The 15546-nt window shown below is 63.5% G+C and carries 15 protein-coding genes and 1 riboswitch; of the genes, 4 read left to right on the top strand and 11 right to left on the bottom strand.

Features of this window, described 5'->3' with window-relative positions; translation table 11 throughout:
- Entirely contained in the window at window positions 1–1128 is a 1128-nt protein-coding gene (carA, locus tag ACDK93_RS09955) for a glutamine-hydrolyzing carbamoyl-phosphate synthase small subunit (protein WP_458068329.1), read from the bottom strand.
- A gap of 212 nt (window positions 1129–1340) precedes the next feature.
- On the opposite strand from carA, the gene ACDK93_RS09950 reads away from it, so the two are divergent.
- Window positions 1341–2036 carry a 2OG-Fe(II) oxygenase gene (locus ACDK93_RS09950; protein ID WP_458068327.1) on the top strand — a complete coding sequence of 232 codons (696 nt, stop codon included), beginning with the start codon at window positions 1341–1343 and terminating at the stop codon, window positions 2034–2036.
- A gap of 39 nt (window positions 2037–2075) precedes the next feature.
- Here ACDK93_RS09950 and ACDK93_RS09945 read toward each other — a convergent pair whose 3' ends face one another.
- The 6 genes from ACDK93_RS09945 to hrcA all read right to left on the bottom strand — a co-directional run bounded on the left by ACDK93_RS09945 (window position 2076) and on the right by hrcA (window position 9342).
- Window positions 2076–3080: a sodium:calcium antiporter gene (locus ACDK93_RS09945; RefSeq protein ID WP_458068326.1), complete on the bottom strand. Its 1005-nt coding sequence runs from the start codon at window positions 3078–3080 to the stop codon at window positions 2076–2078.
- A gap of 60 nt (window positions 3081–3140) precedes the next feature.
- Window positions 3141–3297, bottom strand: a riboswitch (yybP-ykoY riboswitch).
- 64 nt (window positions 3298–3361) lie between these two features.
- Window positions 3362–4162, bottom strand: coding sequence for a 4-hydroxy-tetrahydrodipicolinate reductase (dapB, locus tag ACDK93_RS09940; RefSeq protein ID WP_458068325.1), 801 nt, complete (start codon window positions 4160–4162; stop codon window positions 3362–3364).
- 105 nt (window positions 4163–4267) lie between these two features.
- Window positions 4268–5389 carry a molecular chaperone DnaJ gene (dnaJ, locus tag ACDK93_RS09935; RefSeq protein WP_458068324.1) on the bottom strand — a complete coding sequence of 374 codons (1122 nt, stop codon included), beginning with the start codon at window positions 5387–5389 and terminating at the stop codon, window positions 4268–4270.
- Window positions 5390–5568: 179 nt separating this feature from the next.
- Window positions 5569–7488, bottom strand: coding sequence for a molecular chaperone DnaK (gene dnaK / locus ACDK93_RS09930; protein ID WP_458068323.1), 1920 nt, complete (start codon window positions 7486–7488; stop codon window positions 5569–5571).
- 155 nt (window positions 7489–7643) lie between these two features.
- The gene (gene grpE, locus ACDK93_RS09925) at window positions 7644–8189 is read right to left on the bottom strand and encodes a nucleotide exchange factor GrpE (protein WP_458068322.1); all 546 of its coding nucleotides are present in this window, start codon (window positions 8187–8189) and stop codon (window positions 7644–7646) included.
- Between the two features lie 91 nt (window positions 8190–8280).
- The gene (gene hrcA, locus ACDK93_RS09920; protein ID WP_458068321.1) at window positions 8281–9342 is read right to left on the bottom strand and encodes a heat-inducible transcriptional repressor HrcA; all 1062 of its coding nucleotides are present in this window, start codon (window positions 9340–9342) and stop codon (window positions 8281–8283) included.
- 123 nt (window positions 9343–9465) lie between these two features.
- Between hrcA and recN the strand changes: the two genes are divergently transcribed.
- Window positions 9466–11139: a DNA repair protein RecN gene (gene recN, locus ACDK93_RS09915; RefSeq protein WP_458068320.1), complete on the top strand. Its 1674-nt coding sequence runs from the start codon at window positions 9466–9468 to the stop codon at window positions 11137–11139.
- 54 nt (window positions 11140–11193) lie between these two features.
- Here the strand turns inward: recN and ACDK93_RS09910 are convergent, their stop codons facing one another.
- Window positions 11194–11829 carry a response regulator gene (locus tag ACDK93_RS09910; RefSeq protein WP_458068319.1) on the bottom strand — a complete coding sequence of 212 codons (636 nt, stop codon included), beginning with the start codon at window positions 11827–11829 and terminating at the stop codon, window positions 11194–11196.
- A 105-nt stretch (window positions 11830–11934) separates the two neighbouring features.
- Here ACDK93_RS09910 and ACDK93_RS09905 point away from each other — a divergent pair, with 105 nt between their 5' ends.
- Window positions 11935–13533, top strand: a complete 1599-nt coding sequence (locus ACDK93_RS09905; protein WP_458072415.1) for an MASE1 domain-containing sensor histidine kinase — start codon at window positions 11935–11937, stop codon at window positions 13531–13533.
- Between the two features lie 278 nt (window positions 13534–13811).
- On the opposite strand, the gene fur is transcribed toward ACDK93_RS09905, so the two are convergent.
- Complete coding sequence (fur, locus tag ACDK93_RS09900; protein WP_458068318.1) at window positions 13812–14234, bottom strand: ferric iron uptake transcriptional regulator; 423 nt, start codon at window positions 14232–14234, stop codon at window positions 13812–13814.
- Between the two features lie 76 nt (window positions 14235–14310).
- On the opposite strand from fur, the gene ACDK93_RS09895 reads away from it, so the two are divergent.
- The gene (locus tag ACDK93_RS09895; protein WP_458068317.1) at window positions 14311–14811 is read left to right on the top strand and encodes an outer membrane protein assembly factor BamE; all 501 of its coding nucleotides are present in this window, start codon (window positions 14311–14313) and stop codon (window positions 14809–14811) included.
- A 22-nt stretch (window positions 14812–14833) separates the two neighbouring features.
- Here ACDK93_RS09895 and ACDK93_RS09890 read toward each other — a convergent pair whose 3' ends face one another.
- A complete protein-coding gene (locus ACDK93_RS09890) occupies window positions 14834–15112 on the bottom strand; it encodes an RnfH family protein (RefSeq protein WP_458068316.1) in 279 nt (92 codons plus the stop codon).
- Window positions 15105–15536 carry a type II toxin-antitoxin system RatA family toxin gene (locus tag ACDK93_RS09885; protein WP_458068315.1) on the bottom strand — a complete coding sequence of 144 codons (432 nt, stop codon included), beginning with the start codon at window positions 15534–15536 and terminating at the stop codon, window positions 15105–15107. Before ACDK93_RS09885 ends, ACDK93_RS09890 begins: the two co-directional genes overlap by 8 nt.
- Between the last annotated feature and the right edge of the window lie 10 nt (window positions 15537–15546).

Here is a 15546-nt window from a genome sequence, read left to right as displayed (position 1 = left end):
TCAGCGGGCCTCCTGCATGAGTGCTGCAAAACGATCGAACAGGTAGCCGATATCGAGCGGCCCCGGGCTCGCCTCCGGGTGACCCTGGAAGCAGAACGCGGGACGATCGGTCAGCGCAAAGCCCTGCAGCGACCCGTCGAACAGCGACGTATGGGTGACGCGTACGTTGGCCGGCAGCGTAGCGGGATCGACCGCGAAACCGTGGTTCTGCGAGGTGATCAGCACGCGACCGTTGTCGTGGTCTTTCACCGGATGGTTGGCGCCGTGATGACCGAACTTCATTTTCAGCGTCGAGGCACCGACCGCCAGACCCATGATCTGATGCCCAAGGCAGATGCCGAACAGCGGGATCTTCGCCTCAAGAAATTCGCGCGTGGCGGCAACGGCGTAATCACACGCCGCCGGGTCGCCCGGACCATTGGACAGAAATACGCCGTCGGGCTTCATTGCCAATACGTCGGCGGCAGAGGTTTGCGCCGGCACCACGGTGACCTCACAGCCCTGCTCGGCCAGCAGGCGCAGGATGTTGAGCTTGGTGCCGAAGTCGTAAGCGACAACCGTGAAGCGCTTGGCCGGCTGGTTGAAGCGGGTGTTGTCGAGGTCATAGATACCCTCGTTCCACACGTACGGCTTGGTGACGCTGACCACCTTGGCCAGATCCATGCCGTTGAGGCCGGGAAACGCGCGGGCCTTGGCCAGCGCTGCTTCCGCATCCACCTGCTCGCCGGCCATGATGCAGCCGGACAGGGCGCCCTTGTCACGTAGGAGGCGCGTGAGCCGGCGCGTGTCGAGGCCGGCAATGGCCACCGTACCGTGGCGCTTCAGGTAATCCGGCAGGCTTTCGGTGCTGCGCCAGTTGCTGGCACGGCGGGGAACCTCGCGAACGATCAGGCCGGCCGCGTGCACCGCGCTGGACTCGACATCCTCGGCATTGACGCCGGTGTTGCCGATATGGGGATAGGTCAGCGTGACGATCTGGCGTGCGTAGGAGGGATCGGTGAGGATCTCCTGATAGCCGGTCATCGCCGTATTGAAAACCACTTCGCCGACAGTGTCGCCAGTCGCGCCCACGGCGTAACCGTGAAACACGCTGCCGTCTTCAAGGGCAAGCAGAGCGGAAATATGCATGAGGTGTCCGCCTTTTTGATGCAGCAAGACCCGCAAGCCGCGCCGTGGCTGGCTTGTGGAGCTCGTGAGGGAAAGTATCTGGGCGGGTAGAAATGATAAGACGCAGCGCCCTTTCTGTCCACCTTACAAAGCATGAACCATGCAGTGAACTCACGCTATTTCCGGGCGGCCGGGCGCTAAACTAGCCGATATTTTTTAGGGAGCCAGCCGTCATGAGCGCCGCCGTTCTGCTCGATCCCGCACGACTTGATCGTCCGGATACTACGGTTACGCATGATCCGTTTCCTTTCATGGTTGCGCACGGTCAATTGCCGGATGAGGCGCGCAGCGAGCTGGAGAAGGACTTTCCGCGTTACCCCAGCGCCGGGTTTTTCCCCTACGATCCCAGCGACTGCGGCCCCAGCGTCAACGCGCTGATCGGCAACATGACCTCCCCAGCGTTCGCCCGGGCCGTCGGCGAGCGCCTTGGCATCGACGATCTCGGCCAATATCCGACCCTGGTCACGCTGTGCCGGCTGCTCAACAAGCGCCATGGCACCATTCACACCGACAGCAAGTCCAAGGTCGCCACCGCGCTGATCTACCTCAACACGCAGTGGCCGGACACCAGCGACGGCTGCCTGCGCTTTCTGCACAAGATAGACGACATCGACAGCATCGTGGTGCCGGAGCTGACGCCTCTGTATGGCGAATTTGCGGTGTTCAAGCGTTGCGATAACTCTTTTCACGGCCACCTGCCATTCGAGGGTGAGCGGCGCGTCATCCAGGTGGCATGGCTGACCAGCGAAGAAGAGAAACTGCGCAAGACCAAGCGCGGCAAATTCTCGCGCGTGTTCAAGAAACTTTTCGGCAGCCTGGATACCAAACTGGGCGCCGGCCGCGACCGCAACGCTTCTCACCCGGACTAGGCAAGCTCGCGCAAGTCTCCCCGGTATTTGCGATGCTGGTCATCGATTGAAATACCAGCCCACGAACGCAGCGAACACGCCATACAACGCGCCCACCGGCAGCAGCCAGCGAGCGTCGACCCGGCCTCGCTGGAACAGCCACCACAAATAACCTATCGCCATCATGGTGAGCACGCCGGCTGCCACAAGCGGGGGGTCGAACAGCCACGGCGTGGCGAACAGAGCCAGCGAACTGGGAATAGTGGCCTGAATCATCATCGAGCCGGAAATATTCGCCAGCGCCAACCGCTCCTTCCCCTGGCGCACCCAGATCAGTGCATTGACGGTTTCGGGCAGTTCCGTCGCCACCGGACTCAGCACCAGCGCCACCAGATGCGCGGGTAGCGAGAACAGGGCACCGATCGCTTCCAGCTGACCGACAAACAATCGCGACGCGGCGGCGATAACCGCCAGCGCGATAAAGGTTTGCGCCGCAACCCAGCGCATGGCCGGGTCGAGCTGGCGCGGACGAAACTTCAGCGGCTCAAGCTCTTCCTCCTCCGGGGTGCTGTCGCCGCTGCGCATCTCGCGCCAGACGTACATGCCGTAGGCGGCGAGAAACACGATGCCAAGCCAGGGCTTGATGGCGAAGGCGACCAAACCGAGCCCGAACTTGACCACGAAAATCGCGAGAAACCAGGACTGATCGCGCGCCAGTCGTTTGCTGTCGACGCGAATCAGCCGGTCGGCCCGCTTCAGTCGGCGCAGGTGCAGCCACAGTGCGCCACCGACGACAGCGTAAGCGATCGTGGCCAATACCAGCGGGCCGCCTAGCGCGGCGCCGACGCCGATATCGCGCGCTTCCGGCGTCTTGCCAAAGATCACCGCAACGAAGGTGACTGCACTCTCGGGCAAGGCCGTGCCGAAGGCGGCCAGTACGGTACCGGTGGCGGTTGAACTCAGCTTGAGCTTGCGTCCGAACCATTCGACGCCATTGACGAAATACTCGCAGGCGAGATAAATCGCCACCGCGGAGCCGATGAATAACGCGAAAGTAATCAGCATGAAATACACGAGGGCCGGGCGAGCGGAAACCGATGGCTCATCGACACCGCTCGCCCGGCCGGGTAAGCATGTCGATGGCCAAAGGTCTCGCCGGGCACAACCATCACGCGAAGCGACGGCTTGCTGATCGCACCATGGTTCCGGGAGGTCCGGTTCCAATTGTGTTGATGCGAACGCCTCTGGGTACGAGGCTGGCTACTCCCCAATGACAAGCCGGCGATGCTAACGACACCGGGCGCGAACCGCAAGGCATGACGTGCCTGCTGTCAGCGACAAGCCATTCAACGCGGCGTGGCGATAACGTCCTCGAGCTGCCACAGCCCGGTCGCACGACCGCGCAACCACAGCGCCGCCTGCAACGCGCCGCGAGCAAAAATTGAGCGATCCGTGGCCCGATGCGACAGCTCCAGCCGCTCACCCTGCCCGATCATCATCGCCGTGTGCTCGCCGACAATGTCGCCGCCGCGCACCACAGCAAAGCCGATCGAGCCATCGACGCGTTCACCGGTGCAGCCTTCGCGCGAATAGACGGCTACCGCGTCCAGCGTCGTCTTTCGCGCCGCCGCCGCGGCATGGCCCAGAGCCAGTGCGGTACCCGATGGCGCATCCTGCTTGCGGCCGTGGTGGGCTTCCACGATTTCGATGTCCCAGTCCGGCAAGCTCGCTGCCGCTTCGCGCAATAAGTGGCTGAGCACGGCGACGCCGAGGCTGAAATTGGCCGCCCGCAGCAGCGCGATGCTTTCCGCGGATTTCAGCAGGCGCGCCTCAAGAGCCGAGTCCATGCCCGTGGTGCCCGTGACCAGCGGCGTGCCGTTGGCGAGGCAATAATCGAGCGTTGCGCTCAGGCCGTGCGGACCGCTGAAATCGATGATGACATCGAGGGCCGGAGCGGCAGACCAATCCTGCGCATAACGCAGCGAATGCGTTACATCGTAAAAAACCGGCTTTCCCGCATGGGCCGATGCGGCGGACACCACGGCGTGGACCAGCTCGAATCGCTTGTCACGCTCGAGCAATCCACGCAGGGCCTCGCCCATGCGGCCGGACGCACCACTGATGCCGAGGCGAAGAGATTGAGTCACCAGCGCGCTCCCGTTCATGTGTTGAGCGATCCATCGTAGCGCGGGCGGCACCGTCAGCAAGAATTGCCGACCCAATGCTTGCGATGCCTCCATGGAGCGCCGCAGTTAGGCGGTGACCCGCGACCAGAATTCCTTGACGCCATCGATCCAGCCTTTGGCCCGCGGCGTATGCCGATCGCCGTCGCTTTCTTCGAAGGTGGCCTCAAGCGCCTCGAACAGCTCACGCTGCGCCTTGGTCAAGCGCACCGGCGTTTCAACCACCACACGACAGATGAGGTCGCCATGCCGCGTGCTGCGCACCGACTTGACGCCGCGCCCGCGCAGGCGGAACTGCGTACCAGTCTGCGTCTCGGCCGGAATGCTGATCGGCACCTCGCCTTCCAGCGTCGGTACCGGCAGCTCCACGCCCAACGCCGCCTGCGTGAATCGGATCGGCAGCTCGCAATACAAGTCGTTGCCTTCGCGCTGGAAGATCGCGTGCTCGCGCACCCGCACCTCCACGTAAAGATCACCGGCCGGCGTGCCGCCCGGGCCCGCTTCACCTTGCCCGCTCAAACGGATGCGGTCGCCGTTGTCCACGCCCGCCGGAATCTGCACGGACAACGTGCGCGACTCCTCGATACGACCTTCGCCATGGCATTTCTTGCAGGGCTTCTCGATCGCCTTGCCGCTGCCGCCGCAGTGCGGACACGCCTGCTGCACCGAGAAGATGCCGTTCTGCATACGCACCTGGCCATGACCGCGGCAGGTTTTGCACTGCACGACCTTGCCGTCTTCCGAGCCGCTGCCGTTGCAGTGGTGGCAGTTGACCTGGGTCGGCACTTCGATTTGCCGGCTGACGCCGAACACGGCTTCCTCCAGATCCAGCTCGATGATGTAGCGAAGATCCGCACCGCGACGCTGACGACCGCCGCTGTTGCGACCGAAAATGTCGCCGAAAATGTCACCGAAGATATCGCCCACGTCGCCGAAGCCCGCGCCGCCGCGGCCACCGGCACCCTGCTCGAGTCCAGCGTGGCCGTACTGGTCGTAGATGGCGCGTTTCTGGGGATCGCACAGCACTTCGTAGGCCTCCTTGGCCTCCTTGAATTTCTCCTGCGCGCCCGGATCATCCGGATTGCGGTCCGGGTGATATTTCATCGCGAGCCGGCGGAAGGACTTCTTCAGCTCGACGTCGGTGACGCTGCGCTCGACGCTCAGCACTTCGTAGTAATCACGCTTGCTCATTCATGCATCCACACTGCTTGCCGCTTGCCGGTAGAGATCGGGCGATACCGCTCCAGATCCCCGTGTCATCAATGCCTTGCCCCTTCAACACGAAGCCCGCGACGGGATGATCCCGGCACGGGCTGGTGTTGTCGACCCTGCCGCATCTTTTATCGTGATGGACGGCTGCCGATTATTTCTTATTTCTTCTCGTCTTTCACTTCGGTGAACTCGGCGTCGACCACGTCGTCCGGCTGAGCCGAGCCGCCCGGCGCCGACTGCGAACCGGCGTCGGCATTGCCGCCTGCCTGCGCTGCGGCCTGCAGCGCCTGCGCCGCCTGCTCCAGCTTCTCGACCTTGGCGTCGATCGCCGCCTTGTCCTCGCCGTCCTTGACCTTTTCCAGATCGGACAGTGCGCCTTCGATCGTGCTGAGCTGGTCGGCCGGAATCTTGCCGCCGTGCTCCTTCAGCGCGCTGCGAGTCGAGTGCACCAGCTGGTCGGCCTTGTTGCGGGTGGCGACCAGTTCGTGGAAGCGCTTGTCCTCTTCCTTATTCGCCTCAGCGTCGGCCACCATGCGCTGGATCTCGTCCTCGGACAGACCCGAGCCGGCCTTGATTTCGATCTTCTGCTCCTTGCCGGTCTTCTTGTCCTTGGCCGACACGTGCAGGATCCCGTTGGCGTCGATGTCGAAGGTGACCTCGATCTGCGGCATGCCGCGCGGCGCCGGGTCGATACCGGACAGGTCGAACTTGCCCAGCGACTTGTTCGCGCTGGCGCGCTCGCGCTCGCCCTGCAAGACGTGCACGGTCACGGCGGTCTGGTTGTCGTCGGCCGTGGAGAACGTCTGCGCAGCCTTGGTCGGCACCGTCGTGTTCTTCTCGATCAGCTTGGTCATCACGCCCCCCATCGTCTCGATGCCGAGCGACAGCGGGGTCACGTCCAGCAGCAGCACGTCTTTTACGGTACCGCCCAGCACGCCACCCTGGATGGCAGCGCCGACAGCGACGGCCTCGTCCGGGTTGACGTCCTTGCGCGGGTCCTTGCCAAAGAACTCCTTCACCGACTCCTGCACTTTCGGCATGCGGGTCTGGCCACCGACGAGGATGACCTCGTTGATGTCGGACACGCGCAGACCGGCGTCGTTCAACGCGGTGCGGCACGGGTCGATGGTGCGCTTGATCAGCTCTTCGACGAGCGACTCCAGCTTGGCGCGGGTCAGCTTGATGTTGAGATGCTTCGGACCGGACGCATCGGCCGTGACGTAGGGCAGATTGACGTCGGTCTGATGGTTGGACGACAGCTCGATCTTGGCGCGCTCGGCGGCATCCTTCAGACGCTGCAGGGCGAGCGGATCCTTGCGCAGGTCGATGCCCTGCTCTTTGTTGAACTCGTCGACGAGGTAGTCGATGACGCGCATGTCGAAATCTTCGCCGCCGAGGAAGGTATCGCCGTTGGTGGCCAGCACTTCGAACTGCTTCTCGCCGTCGACTTCGGCGATCTCGATGATCGATACGTCGAACGTGCCGCCGCCGAGGTCGTAGACCACGATCTTGCGGTCACCGCCCTTCTTGTCCATGCCGTACGCCAGCGCGGCCGCCGTCGGCTCGTTGATGATGCGCTTGACGTCGAGGCCGGCGATCTTGCCGGCGTCCTTGGTCGCCTGGCGCTGGCTGTCGTTGAAGTAGGCCGGCACGGTGATCACGGCTTCGGTGACGGACTCGCCCAGATAATCCTCGGCGGTCTTCTTCATCTTCATCAGCACTTTCGCCGCGATCTCCTGCGGCGCCATCTTCTTGCCGTCAGAGGTCTGTACCCACGCGTCGCCGTTGTCGTGCGCCACGATGGCGTAAGGAACAATGTTCAGATCCTTCTGGACTTCCGCGTCGGAAAATTTGCGGCCGATCAGGCGCTTCACCGCGTAGAAGGTGTTCTTGGGATTGGTCACACTTTGGCGCTTGGCCGAGGCGCCCACCAGCACTTCGCCGTCCTTATTGAAGGCGACGATGGAGGGCGTGGTGCGATCGCCTTCCGAATTTTCGATGACCTTGGCCGTGCCGCCTTCCATGACGGAGACGCACGAGTTGGTGGTGCCCAAGTCGATACCAATGATCTTGCCCATGTCTGTTACTCCGATATTTTTACTAGCGGCCCCCGCGGCCGCGACTGTTTATCAGGTGGGGGTGTGGCCCGGCGATTCAATGCCAGCAACGCCCTCAATGCGATTTCGATCCGTTTGCCAGCGCGTCATTCAGCCAGGCGCCAGCCGGATAAGTCCTAGTCCTTCGCCACGGCGACCAGCGCCGGACGCAGCAGACGATCGTTCAACACGTAACCTTTCTGCAGCACGGTCACGACCGTGCCCGGTGCCTTGCCCGGCGCCTCGACCATGCTCACCGCGTGGTGACGCTCCGGATCGAGCGGCTGGCCGAGCGGATCGATCTGCGCCATGCCGTTGTTCTCGCCGACCTTCAACAGTGCCTTCAAGGTGAGGCTGAGACCTTCGCGCATCGACGCCAGATCGCCGCCCTCCACCGCCAGGCCGCCTTCGAGACCGTCGTAAACCGGCAGCAGCTCGTTGAGCAGTTTTTCGTTGGCGAAACGGCGCGCCTGCTCCAGATCGCGGTGCATGCGGCGGCGCTGGTTTTCCAGCTCGGCCCGCTCGCGCAACACGGTTTCGCGCAGCTCGGCGTGGCTGGCTTCCAGCGTTTTCAGCTGGCTTTGCAGTGCCTCCAGCTCGGCGGTTTCCGGCGCCGATTCGCCCGCAATATCTTCATGGCCATCCTGCGCGTCGTTGGACGCGTGCGGATCATTGTTATGCATTGAAAAACACTCCCAGACTTTTCCATGGCCGGCGCCACTGCGGATCGCCGACCTTCGACAATTGGCGGGAAACCCGTATCTCCCGCTGCGGTTATAAGGCCGTCGTGGCGCGATTCAAGGCGTCACTGAGCAAAGTGGCTGTTGCCTGCACGACCGGGATCACCCGATCGTAGGCCATGCGCGTTGGGCCAATGACGCCAACCGCACCCAGCACGCGCCCCTGCGCGCCGTAGCTGGCGGTGACCACGCTGCAGCCGTCGAGCGCGGTGAAACCCGATTCCTCGCCGATGAAGAGCCGCACGCCCGGCGCACGGGCGCACACCTCCATCAACTGCAGCAGCTCGTTTTTTTGCTGGAACGCTTCAAACAGCTCGCGCAGGCGCTGCAGGTTCGACAGCTCCGAGTACGCCATCAGATTGGTCTGGCCGCTGACCAACACGTCGCTGCCACCGGCCTGCGGCGCGAACGATGCGGTGGCCAGTTCCATCGTGCTGGACAACAGGCGATTGAGCTCACTGCCGGCCTCGCGCAGTTCGGCCAGCAGGTGCGCGCGGATGTCGTCCACCCGAAAACCGACAAATTGCGCGTTGAGGTAGTTGGCCGCCTGCTCCAGTTCGCGACTGTCCAGCGGCTTGGCCAGCTGCACGATACGGTTCTGCACCTGATTATCGGAAAACACCAGAATCACCAGCACGCGCGCATCCGGCAGCGGAACGAAATCGATATGGCGCAGCGGAAAATCGGCCTGGCGCGGTACCGTAACCACGCCCGCGAAATGCGTCATCGCCGACAGCAGAGTCGAAGCATTGCCGAGCAGGTCCAACGTGTTGGTCGGGCCGGGCGGCAGCTCGCGCTGCAGGCGCGCCATTTCCTCCTGCGGCAGCGGCTGCAGTTCGATCAGACTGTCGACGAACAGGCGCAGCCCGCGCGGCGTGGGCACGCGCCCGGCCGAGGTATGCGGCGAAGACACCAGGCCAGCATCCTCAAGGTCGGCCATGATGTTGCGAATAGTCGCCGGGCTCACGTCCAGCCCCGACGAACGCGATAGCGTGCGCGACCCCACCGGCTCGCCGTTGACCAGATACTGGGCAATCAGCGTACGCAGCAGGCGTCGCGTGCGGGCGTCGAGATCGGGGCCGTGCGGATTAGTCATGGGCTGTAGCAGTCCTTGAGACTGCACAGAAATAAGGTCTGCACGGCTCGCTTGCAAGACCAAGGCTTATTTCGCACCGGCAACGTGCCGCTACAATCCACCGACCTCATCATTGTCTCCCCCATGCTTACTTCGCTTTATGTTCGTCATTTTGCGGTAGTCGAAGGCGCCGAGATCGCCTTCGGCCCGGGCCTGACCGTGGTCAGCGGCGAAACCGGCGCGGGCAAATCGCTGCTGGTCGATGCGCTGATGCTGCTGGCCGGCGCCCGTGCAGATAGCGGCATGGTTCGCGCTGGCAGCGATCGGGCCGACCTCACCGCCGAGTTCGATCTGAGCGATCTGCCCGAGGCGCGCGACTGGCTGCAGCACGAAGAGCTGGACGAAGACGGCCAGTGCCAGCTGCGCCGCGTCATTCGGGCCGAAGGCAGCTCCAAAGCCTGGATCAACGGACGCCCGGCAAACGCACGCCAGCTCGGCGAGCTGGCGTCGCTGCTGGTGGAAATTCACGGCCAGCACGAGCATCAGGCGCTGCTTTCGCGCTCGCACCAGATGGCGTTGCTGGATGCCTACGCCGGCCACGATGCGCTGCTGGCCACGGTCCGCGACAGCGCGCTGCAGTGGCGCGAGCTGGGCGCACGCGTGCGCAAACTCAGCGGCGGTGACGATCGCGACCAGCGCATTGAACTCTTGAGCCATGAGCTGGGCGAGCTGGAAAAATGGGCGCTGGCACCGGCCGAGCTGGCCGAACTGGAATCCAGCCACAAGCGCCTAGCCAACGCCGGGCGGTTGGCTGAAGGCGCATCGGGTGTGGTCGAACTGCTCGACGGGGACGGCGAATTCGCGCTGCGACGGGCGCTCGGCCGTGCGCATGCCGAACTCGGCAAACTCACCGCGATCGACGATCGGCTGGCGCCGCTGCTGGAGCTGCTCGACAACGCCGAGATTCAGCTGGGCGAGGCGGTCGATGGCCTGGGCCGCTACGCGCAGGATGTGGATCTCGACCCCGAGCGTTTCGAGGAAGTCGACACGCATCTGGCGCGTCTGCACGAATTGTCACGACGCCATCGGCTACCCGTCGCCGAGCTGTACGAAAAGCTCGACGCCCTGCGCACCGAGCTGGCCGAACTCGAGGGCGCGGGCGAAGCGCTGGAAAATCTGGCCGCGCAGCGCGAGCGTCTGCAGAAGCATTACGACACTGCCGCGGCTGAGCTCCGCGAGGCGCGTACCGCGGCCGCCGCCAGACTCGCCACCGAGGTAAGCGCCCTGATGAGCGAGCTCGGCATGGCCGGCGGCGTCCTGCGCATCGAGCTCGAATCGATCGATGGCGATGAACCCGATCCCCAAGGCAAGGAACGCTGCGAACTGCTGGTCAGCGCCAATCCGGGCCAGCCGCCGCGTCCGTTGCGCAAGGTGGCCTCCGGTGGCGAACTGGCGCGCATCAGCCTGGCCATCGAAGTGGCGACGCTGGGCAAGGACACCGTCGGCAGCATGGTCTTCGACGAGGTCGACACCGGCATCGGTGGCGCCGTTGCCGAGGTGGTCGGACAGAAGCTGCGCGCGCTGGGCTCTCAGCGGCAGGTACTGTGCGTTACCCATCTGCCGCAGGTCGCCGCCCAGGGCCACGCGCATCTCAGGGTGAGCAAGCAGACCGACGGCGATGCGACGCGCACGCATATCGAGACGCTCGATGCCGCCGGCCGCCGCGATGAGCTGGCACGCATGCTCGGCGGCGTCGAGATCACCCGCGAAACGCGCGCCCACGCGAAGCAGATGCTGGAACGCGCGCAAAGCAGCTGATGCCCCTGTCAATTTTCCGAAGGACTCTTGCCCGCCGGAACAACCGACGATACGTCAGGTATTGACTGGCAGCAGCCCGCGATCTGTGGCCATGCGATAAAGGTCGAGCTCCGAACCCGCGCCCAGTTTCCCCATCAGGCTGGCGCGGTGGATGTAAACGGTTTTCTGGCCGATGCCCAGTTCCGCCGCGACCTGTTTCGGCGTCAGGCCGCCGGCCAGCAGCAGAAACACCTCGCGCTCGCGGGCCGTCAGCCGGCTGATCGGATCAAGTCCGGCGTTCGAGCGGCCGGCGCGGCGCTCTTGCAGATCGGAGCTGAGAAAGATGTCGCCGTTCATGACCGCGCGCAGGCCGGCGACCAGTTCTTCCGGCGCCACGCCCTTGGTTACGTATCCCTTGGCGCCGCGACGAAGCGCTTCGGAAACGTAGGGATCGCCGTCGTGCATGCTGAGCACCACGATGCGCGTGTCACTCGACACGCTGAGCAGGTGTTCGATCAAGGGCAAGCCGCTGCCGTCCGGTAGCGAGAGATCCAGCGCCACCAGGTCGGGGCGCCACTGGCTCACCGCCTCGACCGCGTCGTCGGCATTGCGACACTCGGCCACTACGTCCAGATCGGGCTCGAGCTCGATCAGCCGCTTGAATCCCTCACGAACGATAGCGTGGTCATCGACCAGAACGATGGTATGCATAGCATTACTTTACACAGTGCATGGCGAGTTAGGCAGATGCAGCCGTGCCTGTCGCCGAAGGCTGCGATGTCCGCTTACCGCCGGACGCGCATGTACCATCCCCGCATGCGCTTGAAATCACTCCGTCTGCCGGATTCCGGCCCGCTGCTGGCGATCGTCTATGTCTCGCTATGGCTGCTGCTGTGGCTGACCGTGCAGCCGTACTGGATGCTGCCGTACGGATTGCGGTTCGGCGCGCTGCTGCTCACGCCCATACGCCGCTGGGGCTGGCTGCTTGGTGCAGAGCTTGCGGTTACAGCAGGCATCGCCATGGCACATGGCATGCCGTTGGGCTGGAACGGATTCCTGATCACCGAGCTGCCGGAGCCCCTGGTAATGGCGCTGGCGTTATGGTTGCTGCGTCGTTTCAACCTGCACGCCAGTTTGAACAGTCCACAGGAAGTGACGCGGTTGCTGCTCTCGGTCGTGTTCGTCGTAGCCGCAACCACCGCCGTCGACGCCGCCCTGCTCGACCTGATCCACGAATCGGGCTCGCCGGACCTGATCATCAGCATCCTCGGCGAAGAGCTGCTCAGCCACTATCTGGGCATTCTGCTGATCGTGCCGTTGATGATTCTGCTGCTGCGCACGCGCTTCGATCATCGCTCGCTGGCCAGCCTGTCGATGGACGGCCTGCTGGTGATGTTTCCCTCAATGATGATTCTGCTGGTGCTCTCCGAACAGGCCGCGCCGCAGCCGCAGTTTGCCCGCGTGCTGTCGCTGGCGCCGGTGCTGTTTTTCGCTTTTCGCCACGGCTGGCGCGGTGCCAGCATGGCGATGATCATTTCGAGTTTCGGCATGAATCTGGTCGAGCAGCATCTTGGGCATGCGCCGTCGACTGCGGCGGCGTATCTGTTTCTAGCGGTGGCCGGTACCGGCGCGATCATGCTCGGTTCGGCGACCGACGCCCTGCGCCGCAGCAGCGCAAGAGTGGCCGAGCAGAACGTCTATCTCGGCGCGGTGAACCGACGGCTCGATCAGCTGGCCCAGCAGCTGCGCAGCGCCGCGCGCGGCAACCTGCAGGCCGATGAAAACCAGCGCCGCTACCTGGCGGCCGAGCTGCATGACGAGCTGGGCCAGAACATCACCGCCATCCAGACCCACGTGAAGCTGGCGCAGAGCCGCCTGCGAGACGCCGGCATGGAGGACATCAGCGCCTCGATCAACACCATCCTGGGGCACATGCGCCGCGCGCTGCATCGGCTGCTGGATGATCTGCGCCCGGCCGTTCTTGACGAATTCGGACTGATTCGCGCGCTGGACGAGGGGCCGATCCGCGACCTGCTGCAGGCGGCCGACATCGCGTATTTCACCGAACTCCACGGCGACCCCCGCCTTCTCGATGACGACACGCGAACGGCAATCTACCGACTGACCCAGGAAAGCGCGACCAATACGGTCAAGCACGCCCAAGCCAGCGAATTCAGGGTGCGTCTGCGTATCGGCGAACGCCAGGGCATGGTGCTGGCGCTGCTCGATCTGCGCGATAACGGCACCGGCCTGCCCAGCCGCATGCCACGCGGCGGCCGTGGCCTGCAAGGGATGCGCGACCGGGTCACTTCGCTAGGCGGCCAGTTTCGGCTGCGCGCCGACCATGCCGGCGTGCACCTGCGCATTTTGTTGCGCAGCAACAGCGGTTTGCCCGATCCCGCCCGGATCGGCTAGGAATTTTTCTTATACCTGGAACGTAAAGACTTCGTTACGATCAAGTCATCGATGTGGGGGAGCCACCATTGCAAGATGGTGGATCAGGGCTACCGTGGGGACGGTGGTTCTGAAAAACGGCAGGATGCTGTTTCGCCGCTATTCGGCGACGAGCCTCGGTGATGGCACGCGGTGCCTCAGCCGGTCATGAGTCAGGATAGTGGAGCAGCCGTGGGTGGACAGGAGTCCTCTTCACGGCTTTTTTATGCGCGCTGTTCGTCCAACTCGGCTTACCCCTCTCAGCTTTTCCGGGGACGATTTTTTGGGCGCACGTAGATAACCAGGCTGTGATCCTCGATCACGTAACCGTGCTTGTCGGCGATCTCACGCTGCAGCCGCTCGATCTCCTCACTGACGAACTCGATTACGGTTCCGCTGTCTACGTCAATCATGTGATCGTGATGCTTGCCGCGATCCAGCTCGTAGACGGCCTGACCACCTTCAAAATTATGTTTGACGATGATGCCGGCCGCTTCGAACTGGGTCAGCACCCGGTAAACGGTGGCCAGACCGATGTCTTCCTGGTGGGCGAGCAGTTTCTTGTAGACGTCTTCGGCGGTGAGGTGCTGTACGCCCTCCTCGTCGAATATTTGCAGAATCCGCATCCGTGGGTGGGTGACCTTGAGGCCTACCCGCCGCAATTCTCTGGTTTCCTGTTCCATAACCCACCCTTCGCACGCGGCGCCGCCAAGCCTGTAGTGTATCATCCGACACCTTTACGATCTGGACGCAAGACGCATGCAAAAGCTGATCACCCTGCTGGTTTTCGCCGTGCTGGCGCTATCGATGGCCGGCTGCCACCTCGTCTACACCCCGGACGTGCAGCAAGGCAATCTGCTGGATAAGGATATGGTTAGCCAGCTCAAACCAGGCATGACAAAGCGCCAGGTTCTGGTGCTAATGGGTACGCCGTCGGTCAGCACGCCTTTCAACGCCAGCCGGTGGGACTATGTGTCGACGCAGCAGCATCGCGGCGGCCCGATCAAGCTGCGCACCTTCACGCTGACCTTCAACAACGACACGCTTGTAGGCACCCAGGGCGACTTTTTTGCGCAGGACGCCCAGCAGCTCGTCAAGGACAGCAAGAAGTATCACGCCAGCTATCCGGTAAATGAAACCAAGGGCGACAAAAATACCTCTGCCGAAGACAAGAAGGACGACGGCACTTTCGGCTCGGGCACGGATTCGGGCAACGACACGCAGCCTTCGCCGACGAGCGGCGGCAACAACGGGCACTGATATTCCGACCAGCGCGCCCGGATCAGCGGGCGCGCTTTCGGCGTGCCTCCATCGGATCCAGGACCAGCGGCCGGTAGATTTCAATCCGGTCGCCTTGCTGTACGACGTGATCGGCCGACACGCGCCTGGAAAAAATCCCCAGCCTCTCGGGGTGGATAGCACCGGCAGGTATGGCTTCGGCGATACCACAGGCTTCGATCACTTCGAGCGCCGTGCTGCCTTCGACAACGTCGACGCATCGCAGAGTCTGTGTGTCGGTGCCGGCATAAACCACCTGTACCGAGATCACTCGCTCAGCCATAGACCCGCTCCGCCTCGCGGCAGAAGTCGTCCACCATGCGGTTCGCCAGGCCCTGAAATCCCAGCTTGATCGCCCCACCGCCAAGCCGGCCCGCGTAATCGAAGTCCAGCGCGAAACTGATCTTGCAGCCCGCGTTGCCAAGGGCCATGAACTCCCAAACCCCATCGAGGCTGCGAAACGGACCGTCCACCAGGCTCATATGCAGGCGAGTCGGTGGCGTGATGGCGTTGCGCGTGGTGAAGCTCTGGCGGAACCCGGCAAACTTGAGATCGAGCCTGGCCACCAGCACATCATTGCCACGCTCGAGAACTTCGGCACTCGCACACCAGGGGAACCGCTTTGGGTATGCTTCAACGTCATTGACCAGGTCGAACATCTGCGCCGGCGAATAATTCACCAGGGCGCTGCGGCGAATTTCGATCATGGCAGCCTCT

This window comes from Rhodanobacter sp. BL-MT-08 (genome assembly GCF_054161255.1).
Note: the sequence above shows the minus strand (reverse complement) of the source record. Positions and strands in the feature narration are given on the sequence as shown.